Here is a 14601-nt window from a genome sequence, read left to right as displayed (position 1 = left end):
TCAGGCCGTGCTGCGGCATCCGGTGAGCAGGAGAGCGACCATGCGCTTGGCGTCGGCCTGGTCGTAGTCGGGGCCGGTGATGCAGAGGTTTCCGATGGCGCGCATGAGCGTGTAGGCGGTGACACCGGGGCGAAGGCCGTCGTCGGCGGCGCAGGCGTCCAGCAGCGTCGCGCAGGCCGGGACCAGTGTGTCGAGCATGAGGGCGTGGAGGTTCTCCAGCCCCGGATCGCCGGACCCCAGCGCCGCGCCCAGGCCGTGCTTGGTCACCAGGAAGTCCACGAACGCGTCCGTCCACAGGGCCAGCGCGGTGAACGGCGAGGCGGACTCCTGGAGGAGCCGGGGCGCGAGGGCGGCGCAGGCGTCGATCTGGTGCCGGTAGACGGCGGTGACGAGGTCCGCACGGGTCGGGAAGTTCCGGTAGACCGTGCCGACACCGACCCCGGCACGGTCGGCGATGTCCCGGACGGGCGCCTGGACGCCCTGCTCGACGAAGACCGCCGCGGCAGCCCGCAGTACGCCGCTGCGGGTGCGCTGAGCCTGTACCTGGCGTACCCCGACCGACTCCGGCACGGATGCCTCCCTTTACTCGCGGAACGATGTTCCGCTAAGTTGGCGGAACAACGCTCCGCCAGATTACGGCAGAGTCGCTCCGCAGAGAAAGCACAGGTCTGCCATGTCTTCCCGCCCCCTCGGCCACCAGATCCTCTCGGTCAAGCCCCTCTCTGTTCCCGCACCTGACCGCGGCATCGACCTGCAGGTGAAGGTCACCGCTCCCCGGTCGGGCCATAACCTGCCCGTGATCGTCTTCTCCCACGGCAACGCGTGGTCCCTGGACGGATACGAGCCCCTTGTCGACCGGTGGGCCGCCGCCGGATTCGTCGTGGTGCAGCCCACCCATCTGGACTCCCGCCGCAACGCCATCGGCTGGGACGACCCGCGCTTCGCCACCATCTGGCGCGTGCGGATAGCCGATCTCCACGCGATCATCGACAACCTCGGCGACATCCTGGCCCAGGCCGGCATGCAGGCCCGCGTCGACCGTGAGCGCGTCGCCGTGGTCGGCCACTCCTGGGGCGCCCAGACCGCGGGCGCCGTCCTCGGTGCCCGTGTGCTCGACGCCGACGGCGTTCCCGGTGAGGACTTCTCCCACTCCGCGGTGTCGGCCGGCGCGCTGATCGCCGCGACCGGGACCGGCGACACCCTCACCCCGTTCGCCGCCGAGAACCTCCCGTTCATGAAGCCGGACTTCTCCACCATGGCCACCCCGGCCCTGGTCGTCGCGGGCGGCAAGGACCAGTCGCAGCTCTCCACCCGGGGGCCGGAGTGGTTCACCGACGCCTACCACCTCAGCCCGGCCCCCAAGAGCCTGCTCACCATCGCCGATGCCGAGCACACCATGGGCGGCATCGCCGGCGAAAGGGTCGCCGAGACCACCGACGAGGACTCCGCCCGCGTCGTCCTCCTCGCCGACGCGATCTCCGCCTACCTCCGCGCGGCCCTCGGCCTCGACGACGCCGAGTGGACCGCCCTCGGCGGCGGCGCCGAGGACAGCGACGGTACGTGGAGCATCGTCAGCAAGTAGGCCCAGCCCGGCAGTCGCGGGATGGCCCGGCGCTGAACGGGGTGCGGGTGTCACCGGTCCCGGTCCCGGTCGCGGCGGATCAGCCGCGTCCCGCGACGCCGGGCACGCCCTTCAGCAGCGTGATGCGCGATGCGGAGGGAGCGGGACGTCTCTCGGCGTCGCCGTCGGCCATGTCCTCTCCGCCGCCGCCCCGGTGCCGCACGCCGTGTGAAGACGTGCCGCCGATCGGTGTCCGGTGCTCGCGTTGTCTTGACACGGCGGCCTGACGGGTCGACAGTTCCCGGGAACCCGGTGTCTGACAACGGTGTCGGACCCTCGTGCGAGACAACGTTGTCCACGCGGTCCGCCCTGTTCCACCGGGCCGTTGCCCGCTGCCCGCACGGCATCTCACCACCCCTGAGAACCGATCCTCCTGGCCGGCGAAGGGAAGAGTCCATGATGGGACGATCGAGAAGACGGCACAGATACGCGCTACCGCTGCTGGCGGCCGGCGCACTGATCGCGGCCGGGGCCGCGGCGCCCGCGTTCGCCGGTGCCTCCGCGCTGGTGTCCGACCCGGCGTCACTGGTCAACCCGTTCATCGGCACCTCCAACTCCGCCGACGACTTCCCCGGGGCCGACGTGCCGTTCGGCATGGTGCAGTGGAGCCCCGACACCCCCTCGCGGCCGGACGGCGGAGGCTACGAGTACAACGACTCGGCCATCACCGGCTTCAGCCTCACCCACATCGCGGGGCCCGGCTGCGGCGCGGCCGGTGACGTGCCGGTCCTGCCGACCGTCGGCTCGGTGAACACCGGGGCCACCGACGCCTTCTCGCACAGCAACGAGTCGGCGTCCCCCGGCTCGTACGCGGTGACGCTGAACAACGGTGTCAAGACCGAGCTGACCGCCACCACCCGCAGTGGCATGGCCCGCTTCACCTTCCCCTCCACCTCGCAGGCGAACCTGGTCTTCAAGCTGAATGGCAGTCAGAACGGCGACAGCAACACGCAGTTCAACGTCGTCAGCAGCACCGAAGTCAGCGGACAGGTCACCAGCGGCAAGTTCTGCGGCGCAGGCAACAGCTACACCGTCTACTTCGACATGGTCTTCGACCACCCGTTCACCACCAACGGCACCGCCGCGGCGACCAGCGCGCCCAAGGCGCCCCCGGCCTACCAGCCGTCGCACAGCGCCGGAGAGAAGCCCAACAAGCCCACCCTGCACGGCACCGCGCACCGCGCACGGGCGAACGCCACACCGAAGGCGGCCGCCTCCGACGGTTACGTCACCTTCAACGCCACCAGCACCCCGGTCATCCAGGCCAAGGTCGGCGTCTCCTACGTCTCGGCCGCCGACGCGGTGACCAACCGCTCGGCGGAGAACCCCGGTTGGGACTTCGCCGGCACCCAGTCCGCCGCGACCGGCAGCTGGAACTCGCTGCTGGGCCGGGTCGACGTGGCGGGCGGCACCGCCGCGCAGCAGACCGTCTTCTACACCGCGCTCTACCACGCGCTGCTGCACCCCAACGTCATCAGCGACACCAACGGCCAGTACTACGGCTTCGACGGCAAGACCCACACCGTCGACCAGGGCCACAGCGCCGCCTACGCCAACTACTCAGGCTGGGACATCTACCGTTCCCAGGCGCAGTTGGAGGCGCTGGTCGACCCGCAGGCCGCCTCCGACACCGCGCAGTCGATGGTGGACGACTACAGCCAGACCGGCCAGTTCCCCAAGTGGTCGGAGGACAACGGCGAGTCCTACGTCATGGTCGGTGATCCGGCCGACCAGATCATCGCCGACTACCACGCCTTCGGCGCGACGGACTTCGACACCGCCACCGCCCTGAAGGACATGGTCGCCGAGGCCACCGCGACCAACAACAACCGGCCCGGCCTGAACTACCTCGAACAACTCGGCTACCTGCCGAGCAACGGCAGTTACGGCTGCTGCAACTTCTACGGCCCCGCCTCCACCACCCTGGAGTACGACTCGGCCGACTTCGCGGTCTCCGCACTGGCCGGCGCGCTCGGCGACAGCCCGGACCAGACCACGTTCGTCAACCGTGCCCAGGACTGGCACAACCTGTACGACTCCGGCAGCGGCTTCATCCAGCCCCGGGACGCCAACGGCGCCTGGACGTCCGGCTTCTCGGCGACCTCCGGCACGAACTTCGTCGAGGGCGACTCCTGGCAGTACACGCCGATGGTCCCGTTCAACCTGCACGGCCTGTCCACCGCGATGGGCGGCGACGCCAAGCTCGCCGCCTTCCTCGACACCGACCTGTCCTCCCTCACCGGAGCCAACGGTTACACCGACCTGGGCAACGAGCCGAGCCTGAACATCCCCTGGGAATACGACTACGTCGGCCACCCCTACGAGACCCAGAAGGTGGTCCGCCAGGTCCAGGACCAGATCTGGACCGACGCGCCCGGCGGCCTGGCCGGCAACGACGACCTCGGCGAGATGAGTTCGTGGTACGTGTGGTCCGCGCTGGGCATGTATCCCGAGACCCCGGGCACCGCGGACCTGGCACTGGGCAGCCCGATGTTCACCCAGGCCCGGATCACCCTGCCGTCCGGCAACACGCTCACGGTCAACGGCACAGGAGCGGCCGACAACGCGCCGTACGTGCAGTCCGCCACCTGGAACGGCGCCGCCTGGAACAACGCCTACGCGCCCACCGCGGCCATCACCTCCGGCGGCACCCTCACCTACACCCTCGGCACCTCGGCGAACACCTCCTGGGCCTCCGCCGCCTCCGCCGCGCCGCCCTCCTACCCCGGCTCGCCCGGCTACACCGACGCGGGCACGTCCGACGACTCCGCACCGGCCGCCGCGAACTTCGACGGTGGGGGCTACAGCTACTCGGCGCAGGCGCTGTCCGCGGCGGGCGTCACCCCCGGAGCCGCCGTCACCGCGGCCGGGGCGACCTTCCACTGGCCCGCCCCCGGGTCCGGCGCGCCGAACAACTACCTGGCCAACGGCCAGACGGTGACCGCCTCCGGCACCGGCTCCATCACCTTCCTGGGCTCGGCCGCCAACGGCCCGTCCTCCGGCACCGCCACCGTGGACTACACCGACGGCAGCACCCAGTCCGTCCCCGTGACGCTGTCGGACTGGACGCTGAACGGCGGCGGCTCCAGCGCCGCGGCCGGCAACACCGTCGCGGTCACCACCGCCTACCGCAACCACGCCGGGGCCTCCTCGGACCAGACCAAGACGTACGTCTTCGCCACCGCTCCCGCGAAGCTCACCGCGGGCAAGACGGTCAGCGCGGTACGGCTGCCGTCCGACGTGGGCGCAGGCGGCATGCACGTCTTCGCGGTCGGGTTCACCAGCGGCGCGGGCTCCGGGCCGGTGGTCTCCGGCGTCTCCTCCAGCCTGTGCGTGGACGACCGGAGCAGCGGCACCACCGGCGGCAACCCCATACAGCTCTACGGCTGCAACGGCACGAACGCGCAGCAGTGGACGGTCGAGTCCGACGGCACCATCCAGGCGCTCGGCGGATGCATGGACGTCACCGGCGGCGGCACGGGCAACGGCACCCTCGTCGACTGGTATCCGTGCAACGGCACCGGGGCCCAGCAGTGGCAGACCGGCAGCGGGTCCTCGTTGGTCAACCCGCAGTCCGGCCGCTGCCTCGACGACCCGAACTCCTCGACCACCGCCGGTACCCAGTTGCAGATCTACGACTGCAACAGCACCGCCGCCCAGCGGTGGACGCTGCCCTGACCCGCGGCGGGCGCGGCCCGGCCCCCGCCGGGCCGCACCCGGGTCAGCTCTTCGGGATGACGGGGATCTCAAGAGTGGACGGGTGGCCGGGGGACCAGATGATGGTGGCCTTTCCTGAGGCGCTCGGTGCGTAGTGGGTGGGGAAGTGGCCGAAGAACGGGTTGCGGGGGCGTGGGTAGCGGCCGGCCACGACGAGTCGCAGGGTGTCGCCCGCGTGGAAGAGGGTGGCCGAGGGGCTCAGCGGGATGAGCACGTCGACTTCCTCGCCGTCCCGGACCGGCTGGAGCGTCCGGAAGGTGTGCTCGGGCTGGTGGGGGGTGCTGAGCACCGGGTCGAGTTCGCGCAGGGCGAGGCGCAGGCGGCCCTGGGCGACCAGGTCGCGTCCGTACCCGTAGGAGCCCTCGAACGGGACCGGCGTGCCGTGCGACCACTTCTCGATCCCGGCGAAGAGCCGTGGGTCCGTGGCGCCGGTGGTGGCCACGCGCAGGCGTAGGGTCATCGGGCCGCTGAGTTCGGTGTCCTCCCCGAAGCGATGCTCGAAGACGGCCGCGTCGCGCCGCAGGTCGAACGTGACGCTTCCCGTGCCGCCTTCGTCCTCGCCCTCGATCAGGGTGCCTTCTCCCGCGAGTCGGAACCGGCGCCAGTCGGTGCGTGCGAGGGGCCATTCCCGCTCGTCCCGCACCTGGACGACGTGGTCGAGCCGGTCCCTGATCTCCAGTCGCACGCGGGGGAGCGGGGGAACGTCCCGTTCCCGCAAGTGCCGCTCGAAGAACGCGAGTTGGGCGCGGCGGGCCTCCTCGCCGTAGAAGCTGGCCCACTTGGGTCCGCGGTGCGTGTACGCGTGCCGTTCCGTGGACCCGACGTGCTGGAAGGCGCGCATCGATCCCACGCTGTGGAGGTTGCTGTCGGAGAAGCTGGTGCACACCAGAATCGGCACCGTGATCTCCGACAGGCGGGGGACGAGGGAATCCCACCACGTGTCACGGAGGGGGTGTTCGCGTCGTCCGGCCGCGAGGTCGGTCTTCAGGCGGGCCGCCCGGCCGGTGAGGAGCAGCCAGACCCGCGCGAAGCCGTTCTCGACGACACCACCGGGGGTGAACAGGTCGCGGTAGGCGTCGGTGAATCCTTCCCACGGGCAGATCGCCTTCAACGCGGGCGGGTTGAGCGCGGCGACCTTGTACTGGGACAGGGCGAGATACGACACGCCGAGCATGCCGACGCGGCCGGTGCACCACGGCTGCTCCGCCGCCCACGCGATGACCTGGCCGACGTCGTCGGCCTCCTCGTCGGAGAGCAGGTCGCCGCGCCCTTCGGACCGTCCGCCGCCGCGGGTGTCGAGGTTGACGACCGCGTAGCCCTGCCGGGCCCACCAGACCGGGTCGGGAGCCTCCCAGCTGGTCTGGTCCGAGATCCGCAGCGGCGCCGGTTGGTTCATGATCCGGAACTGCGGGTTCAGGGACCACCCGCCGCGCTTGCGCTTCGGTACGGAGTCCTTCCCGTAGGGATGCGCCGACAGGAGCACCGGGAACGGGCCGTCTCCGGCGGGGCGGAACAGGTTCAGGCGGAGCGTGACCCCGTCGCGCATGCGCACGGGCACGTCCTCGTCCTTCGTGACGTCCGGTGGCATCGGATAGACGGTGACCGGTGGACGCAGCGCCGTGGCGATCCGGCGGCGTGCGTAGACCGCGGCGCCGGGCCGCTTCCAGGGCCGGTCGATCCCGCTCTTCCTCATAGCTCCGCCCTACCATGCTTTTTAGTCGCGTTCCAGTGAAGTTGATTGCCACTCTAGAGCATGATGTACGCTGTCGCCATGACCGCCGATCGATCCGATGAACCGACATCCCGGAGCCGTCAGAAAAGAGTCGGCGAGGCCTTGCGACGCGATACCCGCAACCGGCTTCTGGAGGCCGCCGAGGGGGAGTTCACGGCACACGGCTATCCGCGGACGACGGTCACCCGGATCGCCGCCTCGGCCGGAGTCTCCGTGCAGACCCTCTACCTCGCGTGGGGCAGCAAACGGGAACTCCTCCGCGGATACCTGGAGAGCGCCCTCGCCGGGGACGCGGCCTCCCCCGAGGACGCGATCACGCGATTCACCGGCCTGTCACCCCGGGAACGACTGGTGGAACTGGCGGATCTCGTCGGGGAGATCGCCGAACGCGCGGCGACCGGCTGGCGCCTGTACCGGGACGCCTCGGCCGTGGACCCCGACATCGCCGCCGACTGGGACGAACTCCAGCTCCTGCGCCACCGGCTCATCGCCCGCGTATTCGAGGACATTCCCGCGACGGCACTGGCCGACGGCCTCACGCCGAAAGCCGCGGTCGACACGGCATGGACGATCGCGAGCCCCGACAGTCACGACCTCCTCGTCCGCCGGCTCGGCTACGCACCCGGTGAATTCCGCGACTGGATGGCACGAACCCTGACCGCGGCCGTACTCGCCCCCGACTCCGGTGCCGACACCACGATGTGAGCGCCACGGCCGAGGAACGGCGCGACGCCTGCGCCCCCGCGTCGCACACCCCGCGCGTAGTCCGCCATCCGGTCCCTACCAGGTTCGCGGGGCCTCGGCACGCCCCGCCGGAGAACACGTCAGCCCCTGTGCGCAGTGTGCCCGCGGCCGTCGAAATGGCATCCCGCGCTTCCTACCGTCGTCCCGTCGCCAACCGCACCGTCACCGCACCTCGGCACCGGAGCGGCGACAGCCTGCCGCCCGTTCGGGCGGGGCGAGGGACGAGAGAGGCCATGGACCACAGTCAGACAGCGCACACGACAGGCCGTTCGGGCCGACGGAAACGGGCCGGTCTGCGCGGCGCCGCGGCAGCGGTGCTGCTCGGCACGGCCCTGGCCGGCGGGATCGCCCACACGGCGCTCGCGACCGCGCCGGCCCAGGAGAGCATCGAGGCGCAGATCAGCCACGCGGTCGCCTCGGGCGCCCACGAGGTCACCCTCCAGCCCGGCGTGTACCGCCGCAGCACGACGCTCGACCTCGGCGGGCTCGACGGCTTCACCGTCGACGCCCAGGGCGTCACGATCGTCCAGACCGCGTTGGTCCAGGCGCTCAGCACGGGGACGTCCGACGGCCTCACGGTCGACGGCCTCACCATCAACTACGACCCGCTGCCCTTCACCCAGGGACGTGTCGTGGACGTGGCGCCCGACGGCAAGAGCTGGATGGACGTGCAGATCTCGCAGGGGTACCCCCGGCCGGGCACCCTGCCGAACCGGGTGACCACCTTCGACCCCCAACTCCGGCTCCCCAAGAGCCAGATGCTCGGGGCGACCGTCTCCTGGCAGAACGAGACGACCGGCATCGCACGGTCGAGCGACGTCGGCCCGGCGCACGTCGGCGACATCGTCACGTTCGCGGGCGGGGCGTCGTCGGGCCCCAGTTACGGCATCACGGCGGACGGGTCCGACACCACGTTCAAGGACGTGACACTCAACGCCGCCCCGGGCATGGGATTCATGAACGCCACCGGTGACGGCGACACGCACCTGGAGGACTTTCACATCGTGCCGGGCCCGCCGCCACCCGGCGCGACGGAGAAACCCATCCTGACGACGACGTGGGACGCCATCCAGTTCCAGTCGGTGAAGAAGGGTCCCACCATCGAGAACTCCTCGATCGTCAACGCGGGGGACGACTCGGTGAGCATCCAGGGCATCGGGTCGGTCGACATCGTGAAGACCGACGGCAGCACGGTCTGGGCCGCCTTCGCGGACAGCGACTACCGCGTCGGCCACACCGGGGACCGCCTGCAACGCTGGGCCGACGGCCCCACCGCCACCATCACCTCCCTCACACGGGAGACCGACCCGGCGATCACCAAGCTCGCGGGGAGCAGAGCGGCGTCCACGTTCCGGCTGACCCTCGACCGCCCGTCGCCGTGGTCCGCCGGGCAGGACGTCACCGACATCGACCGCATGGGAAACGGCTTCACCTTCACCGGCAACGACATCGACAGCTCCGGACGCGGATTCCTGCTCAAGGCGCGGGACGGCGTCATCGAGAACAACCGGATACGGGGGGCCAACGCGATCTCCGTCACCCCCGAGGCCACGTCGGACTCCCACGCGGGCGCCGGAGGGCAGCTCACCATCAAGGGGAACACCTTCCTCAGCGCGCTGTGGTCCGGCGCCGGGATCTGGAACAGCTGCGAGGTCGGCGCGGTGACCTTCGCGGGAGGCAGCTGGTCCGAACGGGACTTCCCCGACGTGGACATCGAGAACAACGTCTTCCAGGACATCCGGGGGCTCGACCTCGACGTCAGCGACTCCAAGGACGTCACGGTGAGCGACAACGTCTTCCAGCAGTCGCAGCAGATCGCGTACCCGCGGACGGCGAACAGGTGTGACATTCCCAAGACGTCGGTCGTCGACGTGCGCGACTCCGACGACGTCGCCTTCCAGGGCAACACGATCGACCGCATCGGCCCCTACTCGATGCAGCAGGTCGCGGTCGACCCGAAGACGACCACGGGAGTCACCGGTCTGCCGGACGGCGTGAAGGTGGTCAATCCCTACCTCGCGCTCGATGCCACGAAGACGTACACGCTCACCGACCGCGGCAGCGGACTGCTGCTCACCGCCGCGGGAAGCGACGTGGGATCGGGGGCGACGCAGCGGCCCGCCGACGGGTCCGGCGACCAGGGCTGGCGCGTCGTGCCCGCCGGAGGGAACGCCGTACGGATCCGGAACGGCGCGTCCGGGCCCTTCCTGACGGCCGGTTCCGGATCGGCCGTGACACTGGAGCCGCAGTCGCAGGACTCGTCCCAGCTGTGGCAGTTGCTCGACACCGGAAACGGCACGGCGAAGATCTCCAACGTCGCCACCGGCGACCTGCTGGACCTCTCCGGCGGCTCGTCCGCTCCGGGAGCGGACGCCGTGGGCGCGCAGGTCTCGGGAGAACTCAGCCAGGACTGGCAGTTCACCGCGGGCACGTAGACGCACGGCGGACGGCCGGGCGACCAGGTGGTCCTTGGAGGACGCCGGCCGTGCGTACGCGAGTTCCCTTGACGTAATTACGCTGGAGACCATAATAATGTGATGTCGTTCCGTCGAGGTCATGGATACCGGTCCACCGACCTGGTGCCATGGCGTCAGGGCGACCCGCCGCGTCCGCGCTGACGTCGCGTTCCGCGTCCAGTGGCCGTCGGCCGTGCCCGTCCCCCCACCGCTTCGGGCAGGCCCCGGTCTCCGGCGCGCCTCATGAACACCCCCCATATCCCACAACTCCCTGCTCCTCGACGGCCGGTGGCCACCTCGTGTCGCGCCACCGGTGCGCCGGGGCCCTGCGAAACCGGAGCCCCCCACCGTGAAAAGACGACTGCTGATCGGCGCACTGGCCTGTGCGCCGCTCCTGATGACCCTCAACCTCACGCCCGCCGACGCCACGACCGCCACCGGCCAGAAGATCGGAGTCCCGGCCTACTTCTCCACGGGCGACGACGCGAGCTGGAGCGCCCTGGACAAGGCGGGCAGCGGCGCCGTGGCGATCGTCAACGAGAGCAACGGGCCCGGACTCGACAGCTCCGGCACCGGGGACGCCACGCAGCCGGACCCCGCCATGGCCGCCCGGATCAAGGCCGCTCACGCGGCCGGCCTGAAGGTGCTGGGATACGTGGACACCGGCTGGTTCGGGCAGAACGACGAGCACCGGCAGACCCGGACGGGAAGCACCTCCGAGAGCGCCTGGACCACTCAGGCGGAGGGCGACATCGACGCCTGGTACAAGCTCTACGGCAGTGACGGCGTCGACGGGATCTTCTTCGACGACGCCTGGGGCGACGACTGCTCCTACGAGTCCCTGTACGCGACACTGGCCCAGTACGCGAGGACCGCGGCGGCGAACGGTTCGTACGCGAAGGCGTGGACGGTCGACAACCCGGGCTCCGACGTCGACCCGTGCTACCTGAACGACTCCGGGTCCGCCGACACGTTCGTGGACTACGAGGGCGCCTACGACGGTGACGGCGGCAACAACACCCCCTACGACCAGTGGACGCCCACGTCCGCCGAACAGGGCGCGGCTCCGGGCAGGTTCTGGAACCTCGTCTACAACGTGCCCTCGTCGCAGATGAGTTCCGTCGTGGCGAGGTCGAAGTCGGACAACGCGGGATACGTCTACGCCACCGACCTGGACCTCCCCAACCCGTGGCTGACGACGGCCTCCTACATGCCGCAGGAGGAGGCCCTCGACCCGGCGTCCTGACGGGTTCGCGGGCCAGGCCGACGGGGCCGGACAACGGCCCCGTCGGCGCCTCCGCCTCTGACGCGTATTTACGCTGGAAAGAGTGATAATGCCGGTCCGGAGTCACCCCCACGTCCATCGGAGCACCCCGTGAAAGTCCTCGCCTCCCCGCGCAGAGCGCTGCTCGCCGCCGTCGCCGCCCTCCTGCTCCTCGTTCCCGCCGTGTGGACGCTGACGCAGCCCGCGTCGGCCGCTCCCGCACCGCCGCCGTTCCCGCTGCTGTACGACCCCGGTCCGACGAACGACTGCTACTCGTCGCTCATCGAGGGCGCCCCGAACGGCGACGACAGCGTTCCGCAGGGCGCTCCCTGGACCGACGAGTCCCAGTGCGCCGCCGACCAGCACAACGACACGATGAACATCGACAGCCCGCACTCCGCATGGGATCTGGGCACTTACGGCTGGAACAAGAGCAGCAGGGACCAGCCGACCGGCTACTCCTTCGACGCGACGTCGTCCGGGGGCGGTTCGAAGACCATAACGATGCGGAACACCGCCACCGGCGACTGCGACCTGCACGAGACCAACGTCAGTTACACCTACACGGACGACGACCTCGTGCCGGGGCCCGACTACCAGCCGCTCACCATGGCCGAGGGCGCGCCCAGCGTCTCGTACCGCGCGAGCATCCACCAGAACGGTGGCTTCACGTGCGGCCAGAAACGGGCCATCCTCACCACGGACTTCATCTTCCAGGACCCGCACAACGGCTCCGGCAAGCCCGACGTCATCTCCGTCGTCCACTTCGACCCCGGCCCGTTCGCGACCGCCAAGTCCAACGGGGTGCAGTGGGACAACGCGTACGACGACCTCAGCCAGGGGGAGTGCGGCACGGGCTGCCGCGTCACGGTGCGCAGCGACGCCCAGATCCCCGACTCCTCGACGACGTCGGTGAGCGACGACTTCGGTCAGCTGTTCCAGACCTACAAGTCCTACGTCGACCCCTGGAACCTGCCGGACTCCGACTTCATCCTGCGCGGGGTGCAGATCGTGAGCAGCAACGAGGGCAGCGACACGACGTCCTCGGTGAGCGACGTCAACGCCACGTTCACACCGAACGCGGACACCAGCACCGCGCCTGAGGGCTTCCTGCGGTACGGCACCCAGGGAAGCGGCGGAGCGAACCTCTGCCTGGACGACTTCGGCAGTGCCACGCAGGCTCCCGCCACCGCCGACCTGTGGGACTGCGCCCAGGGCGACGACGCGCAGAACTGGACCTTCGGCCTGGACAACACCCTCCAGGTGAAGGGCTTGTGCCTCGCGGCGAACGGCGCGAGCGCCGGCGCCGCCGTGGCCCTCGCCTCCTGCGACGGCAGTACGGGACAGAAGTGGGTCGTCGGCCGGTGGAACGAGATCTACAACCCGGTCTCCAGCCTCTGCCTCGCGGACAAGGGAGGCCAGACCACGGAGGGTTACAGCTCGCTGGACCTCGAAACGTGCTCCGGCCAGCCGAACGAGCACTGGTACACGACGGACTAGATCACGTCCGGTATCGCGCAACGGCGGCGACAACCAGAAGTGGGTGACCCCGCAGCAGTGACGACCTCGTAGCCGCCTCGTCCCGTCGTCCGCGAGGGAACGGACGACGGGACGAGGGGGCTCGGAGAGCTCGGAAGGCGGGGCGACGGCCGGAGAGCAGGTGAACGATGACCTCTGACGAGCGCGCCTCCCGCATGCGGAGGATCCTGCGGCTCCTGGGCGAGTCGCCGGTGATCACCGTGCAGTCGCTCACGCGGCGGCTGGGTGTCTCCGGCGCGACCGTGCGACGCGACCTGATGTGCATGGAGGACGCCGGGCTGGTCCGCCGTTCCTACGGCAAGGTGACCGCGGTCCGGCCGGGGAGCGAGGTGCCGGTCTCCTTCCGGCGGTCCCACGAGGCGGAGGCGAAACGCCGCATCGGCGCGCTGGCCGCGTCGCTCGTGCCCCTCGGTCCGCTGACCGTGGCGATCGGCGGCGGCACGACCGCCCACTCGGTCGCACAGTGCCTCACGGCTCGCTCCGGTCTGCGCGTCGTCACCAACTCCCTCGACATAGCGGGGTCGTTGATGGCGCGGCAACGCGTGCAGGTGGTCGTCACCGGCGGCTCGGCCCGGCCCTCCTCCCAGCAACTCGTCGGCGACCTGGCCACCACCGTGATACGGCGGCGCCGCTACGACGTGGCCGTCGTCGGGGTGGACGGCATCGGCGCACGCCATGGCCTGACCGCCCACGACGCGGACGAGGCGCTGGTCAGCCGCGCCATCATCGAGCAGGCCCGCCGCGTCATCGTGGTGGCCGACAGCTCCAAGCTCGGGCGCCGCTGCGCACAGCCGATCTGCGGTCTCGAGTCCGTCCACCACGTCGTCACCGACAGCAGGGCGAGCCGCCTCGAACTGATGGGAATCCGCCGTCAGGGGCTCTCCCTGGCCCTGGCCGCGGCGCCTTCGGACCTGTGAGGGCGGGTTCTAGCGCAGGGCTCCGGTCGCGCGTACGTCGGCGAGCGCTCGCCGTGCCAGCGTGCCGAAGTCATCGGTGTTGTCGGGGCTGCCGGTGTCGATCCACTGGTCGTAGGCGATCTCCCAGACGAGCGCGCCCAGTTGCGCGGCCACGCGGGCGGTCAGGCTCGGGACGCCGCGCCGGTCGAGGGCCTCGATCATCGAGGCGGTGAGGTCGATCCTCTTCAGGGCTTCGCGTTCACGCAGTTCCGTAGTGGCGTTCAGCACGGCCTGGCGCCGACGGCTGAACTCGCGGCGGTCGGCGGTGAAGAACGTCCGGCCGAGCGTGTCGAGGGCGTCGGCCACCACGTCGAGCGGCCCGGCCGTCGACGGCGCCGAGGCGATCCCCTCGACGAGCAGGCCGGTCACCGTGCCCCCGCCGAAGAGCACCTCGCGCTTGTCCGGGAAGTAACGGAAGAACGTGCTCTTGGTGAGCCCCGCGTGCTCCGCGATCTCGATCACGGTCGTGTTCTCGTAGCCGTGCTCCTCGAAGAGGTCGAGGGCGGCGGCGGCGAGTCGTCCGGGTGCGTCGGGTTGCCAGCGAGCCATGGGAGCAGTGTACGGGACTTGGT

General features: G+C 70.4%; 10 protein-coding genes. 7 read left to right on the top strand and 3 right to left on the bottom strand.

Annotation, left to right across the window (positions count from 1 at the left end):
* Entirely contained in the window at positions 1 to 570 is a 570-nt protein-coding gene (locus K7472_RS15960; RefSeq protein ID WP_222978468.1) for a TetR/AcrR family transcriptional regulator, read from the bottom strand.
* Between the two features lie 103 nt (positions 571 to 673).
* Here K7472_RS15960 and K7472_RS15955 point away from each other — a divergent pair, with 103 nt between their 5' ends.
* Together K7472_RS15955 and K7472_RS15950 are read left to right on the top strand one after the other, a co-directional pair.
* Positions 674 to 1582: an alpha/beta hydrolase family protein gene (locus K7472_RS15955; RefSeq protein WP_222978466.1), complete on the top strand. Its 909-nt coding sequence runs from the start codon at positions 674 to 676 to the stop codon at positions 1580 to 1582.
* 435 nt (positions 1583 to 2017) lie between these two features.
* The gene (locus K7472_RS15950) at positions 2018 to 5299 is read left to right on the top strand and encodes a lectin (protein WP_252395651.1); all 3282 of its coding nucleotides are present in this window, start codon (positions 2018 to 2020) and stop codon (positions 5297 to 5299) included.
* A 43-nt stretch (positions 5300 to 5342) separates the two neighbouring features.
* Here the strand turns inward: K7472_RS15950 and K7472_RS15945 are convergent, their stop codons facing one another.
* A complete protein-coding gene (locus K7472_RS15945; RefSeq protein ID WP_222978464.1) occupies positions 5343 to 7031 on the bottom strand; it encodes a CocE/NonD family hydrolase in 1689 nt (562 codons plus the stop codon).
* A gap of 141 nt (positions 7032 to 7172) precedes the next feature.
* On the opposite strand from K7472_RS15945, the gene K7472_RS15940 reads away from it, so the two are divergent.
* From K7472_RS15940 to K7472_RS15920, 5 genes are all read left to right on the top strand, one after another.
* On the top strand, positions 7173 to 7775 hold the full coding sequence (locus tag K7472_RS15940) for a TetR/AcrR family transcriptional regulator (RefSeq protein ID WP_222978462.1): 603 nt from the start codon (positions 7173 to 7175) through the stop codon (positions 7773 to 7775).
* Between the two features lie 272 nt (positions 7776 to 8047).
* On the top strand, positions 8048 to 10249 hold the full coding sequence (locus tag K7472_RS15935; RefSeq protein ID WP_222978460.1) for an RICIN domain-containing protein: 2202 nt from the start codon (positions 8048 to 8050) through the stop codon (positions 10247 to 10249).
* Positions 10250 to 10619: 370 nt separating this feature from the next.
* Positions 10620 to 11516, top strand: a complete 897-nt coding sequence (locus K7472_RS15930) for a spherulation-specific family 4 protein (protein ID WP_222978458.1) — start codon at positions 10620 to 10622, stop codon at positions 11514 to 11516.
* A gap of 129 nt (positions 11517 to 11645) precedes the next feature.
* Positions 11646 to 13034 (top strand): ricin-type beta-trefoil lectin domain protein, encoded by a 1389-nt coding sequence (locus K7472_RS33450; RefSeq protein WP_222978449.1) that lies wholly within the window; start codon positions 11646 to 11648, stop codon positions 13032 to 13034.
* A gap of 167 nt (positions 13035 to 13201) precedes the next feature.
* Positions 13202 to 13990 (top strand): DeoR/GlpR family DNA-binding transcription regulator, encoded by a 789-nt coding sequence (locus tag K7472_RS15920; RefSeq protein ID WP_222978448.1) that lies wholly within the window; start codon positions 13202 to 13204, stop codon positions 13988 to 13990.
* A 9-nt stretch (positions 13991 to 13999) separates the two neighbouring features.
* Here the strand turns inward: K7472_RS15920 and K7472_RS15915 are convergent, their stop codons facing one another.
* The gene (locus tag K7472_RS15915) at positions 14000 to 14578 is read right to left on the bottom strand and encodes a TetR family transcriptional regulator (protein WP_222978446.1); all 579 of its coding nucleotides are present in this window, start codon (positions 14576 to 14578) and stop codon (positions 14000 to 14002) included.
* Between the last annotated feature and the right edge of the window lie 23 nt (positions 14579 to 14601).

This window comes from Streptantibioticus parmotrematis, from assembly GCF_019890615.1.
Taxonomy (GTDB): domain Bacteria; phylum Actinomycetota; class Actinomycetes; order Streptomycetales; family Streptomycetaceae; genus Streptantibioticus_D; species Streptantibioticus_D parmotrematis.
Note: the sequence above shows the minus strand (reverse complement) of the source record. Positions and strands in the feature narration are given on the sequence as shown.

Coding starts and splice junctions, on each gene's coding strand:
- K7472_RS15935 (WP_222978460.1), top strand. CDS start 8,048: ATGGACCACAGTCAGACAGCGCACACGACAGGCCGTTCGGGCCGACGG.
- K7472_RS15945 (WP_222978464.1), bottom strand. CDS start 7,031: ATGAGGAAGAGCGGGATCGACCGGCCCTGGAAGCGGCCCGGCGCCGCG.
- K7472_RS15915 (WP_222978446.1), bottom strand. CDS start 14,578: ATGGCTCGCTGGCAACCCGACGCACCCGGACGACTCGCCGCCGCCGCC.
- K7472_RS15950 (WP_252395651.1), top strand. CDS start 2,018: ATGATGGGACGATCGAGAAGACGGCACAGATACGCGCTACCGCTGCTG.
- K7472_RS15955 (WP_222978466.1), top strand. CDS start 674: ATGTCTTCCCGCCCCCTCGGCCACCAGATCCTCTCGGTCAAGCCCCTC.
- K7472_RS15920 (WP_222978448.1), top strand. CDS start 13,202: ATGACCTCTGACGAGCGCGCCTCCCGCATGCGGAGGATCCTGCGGCTC.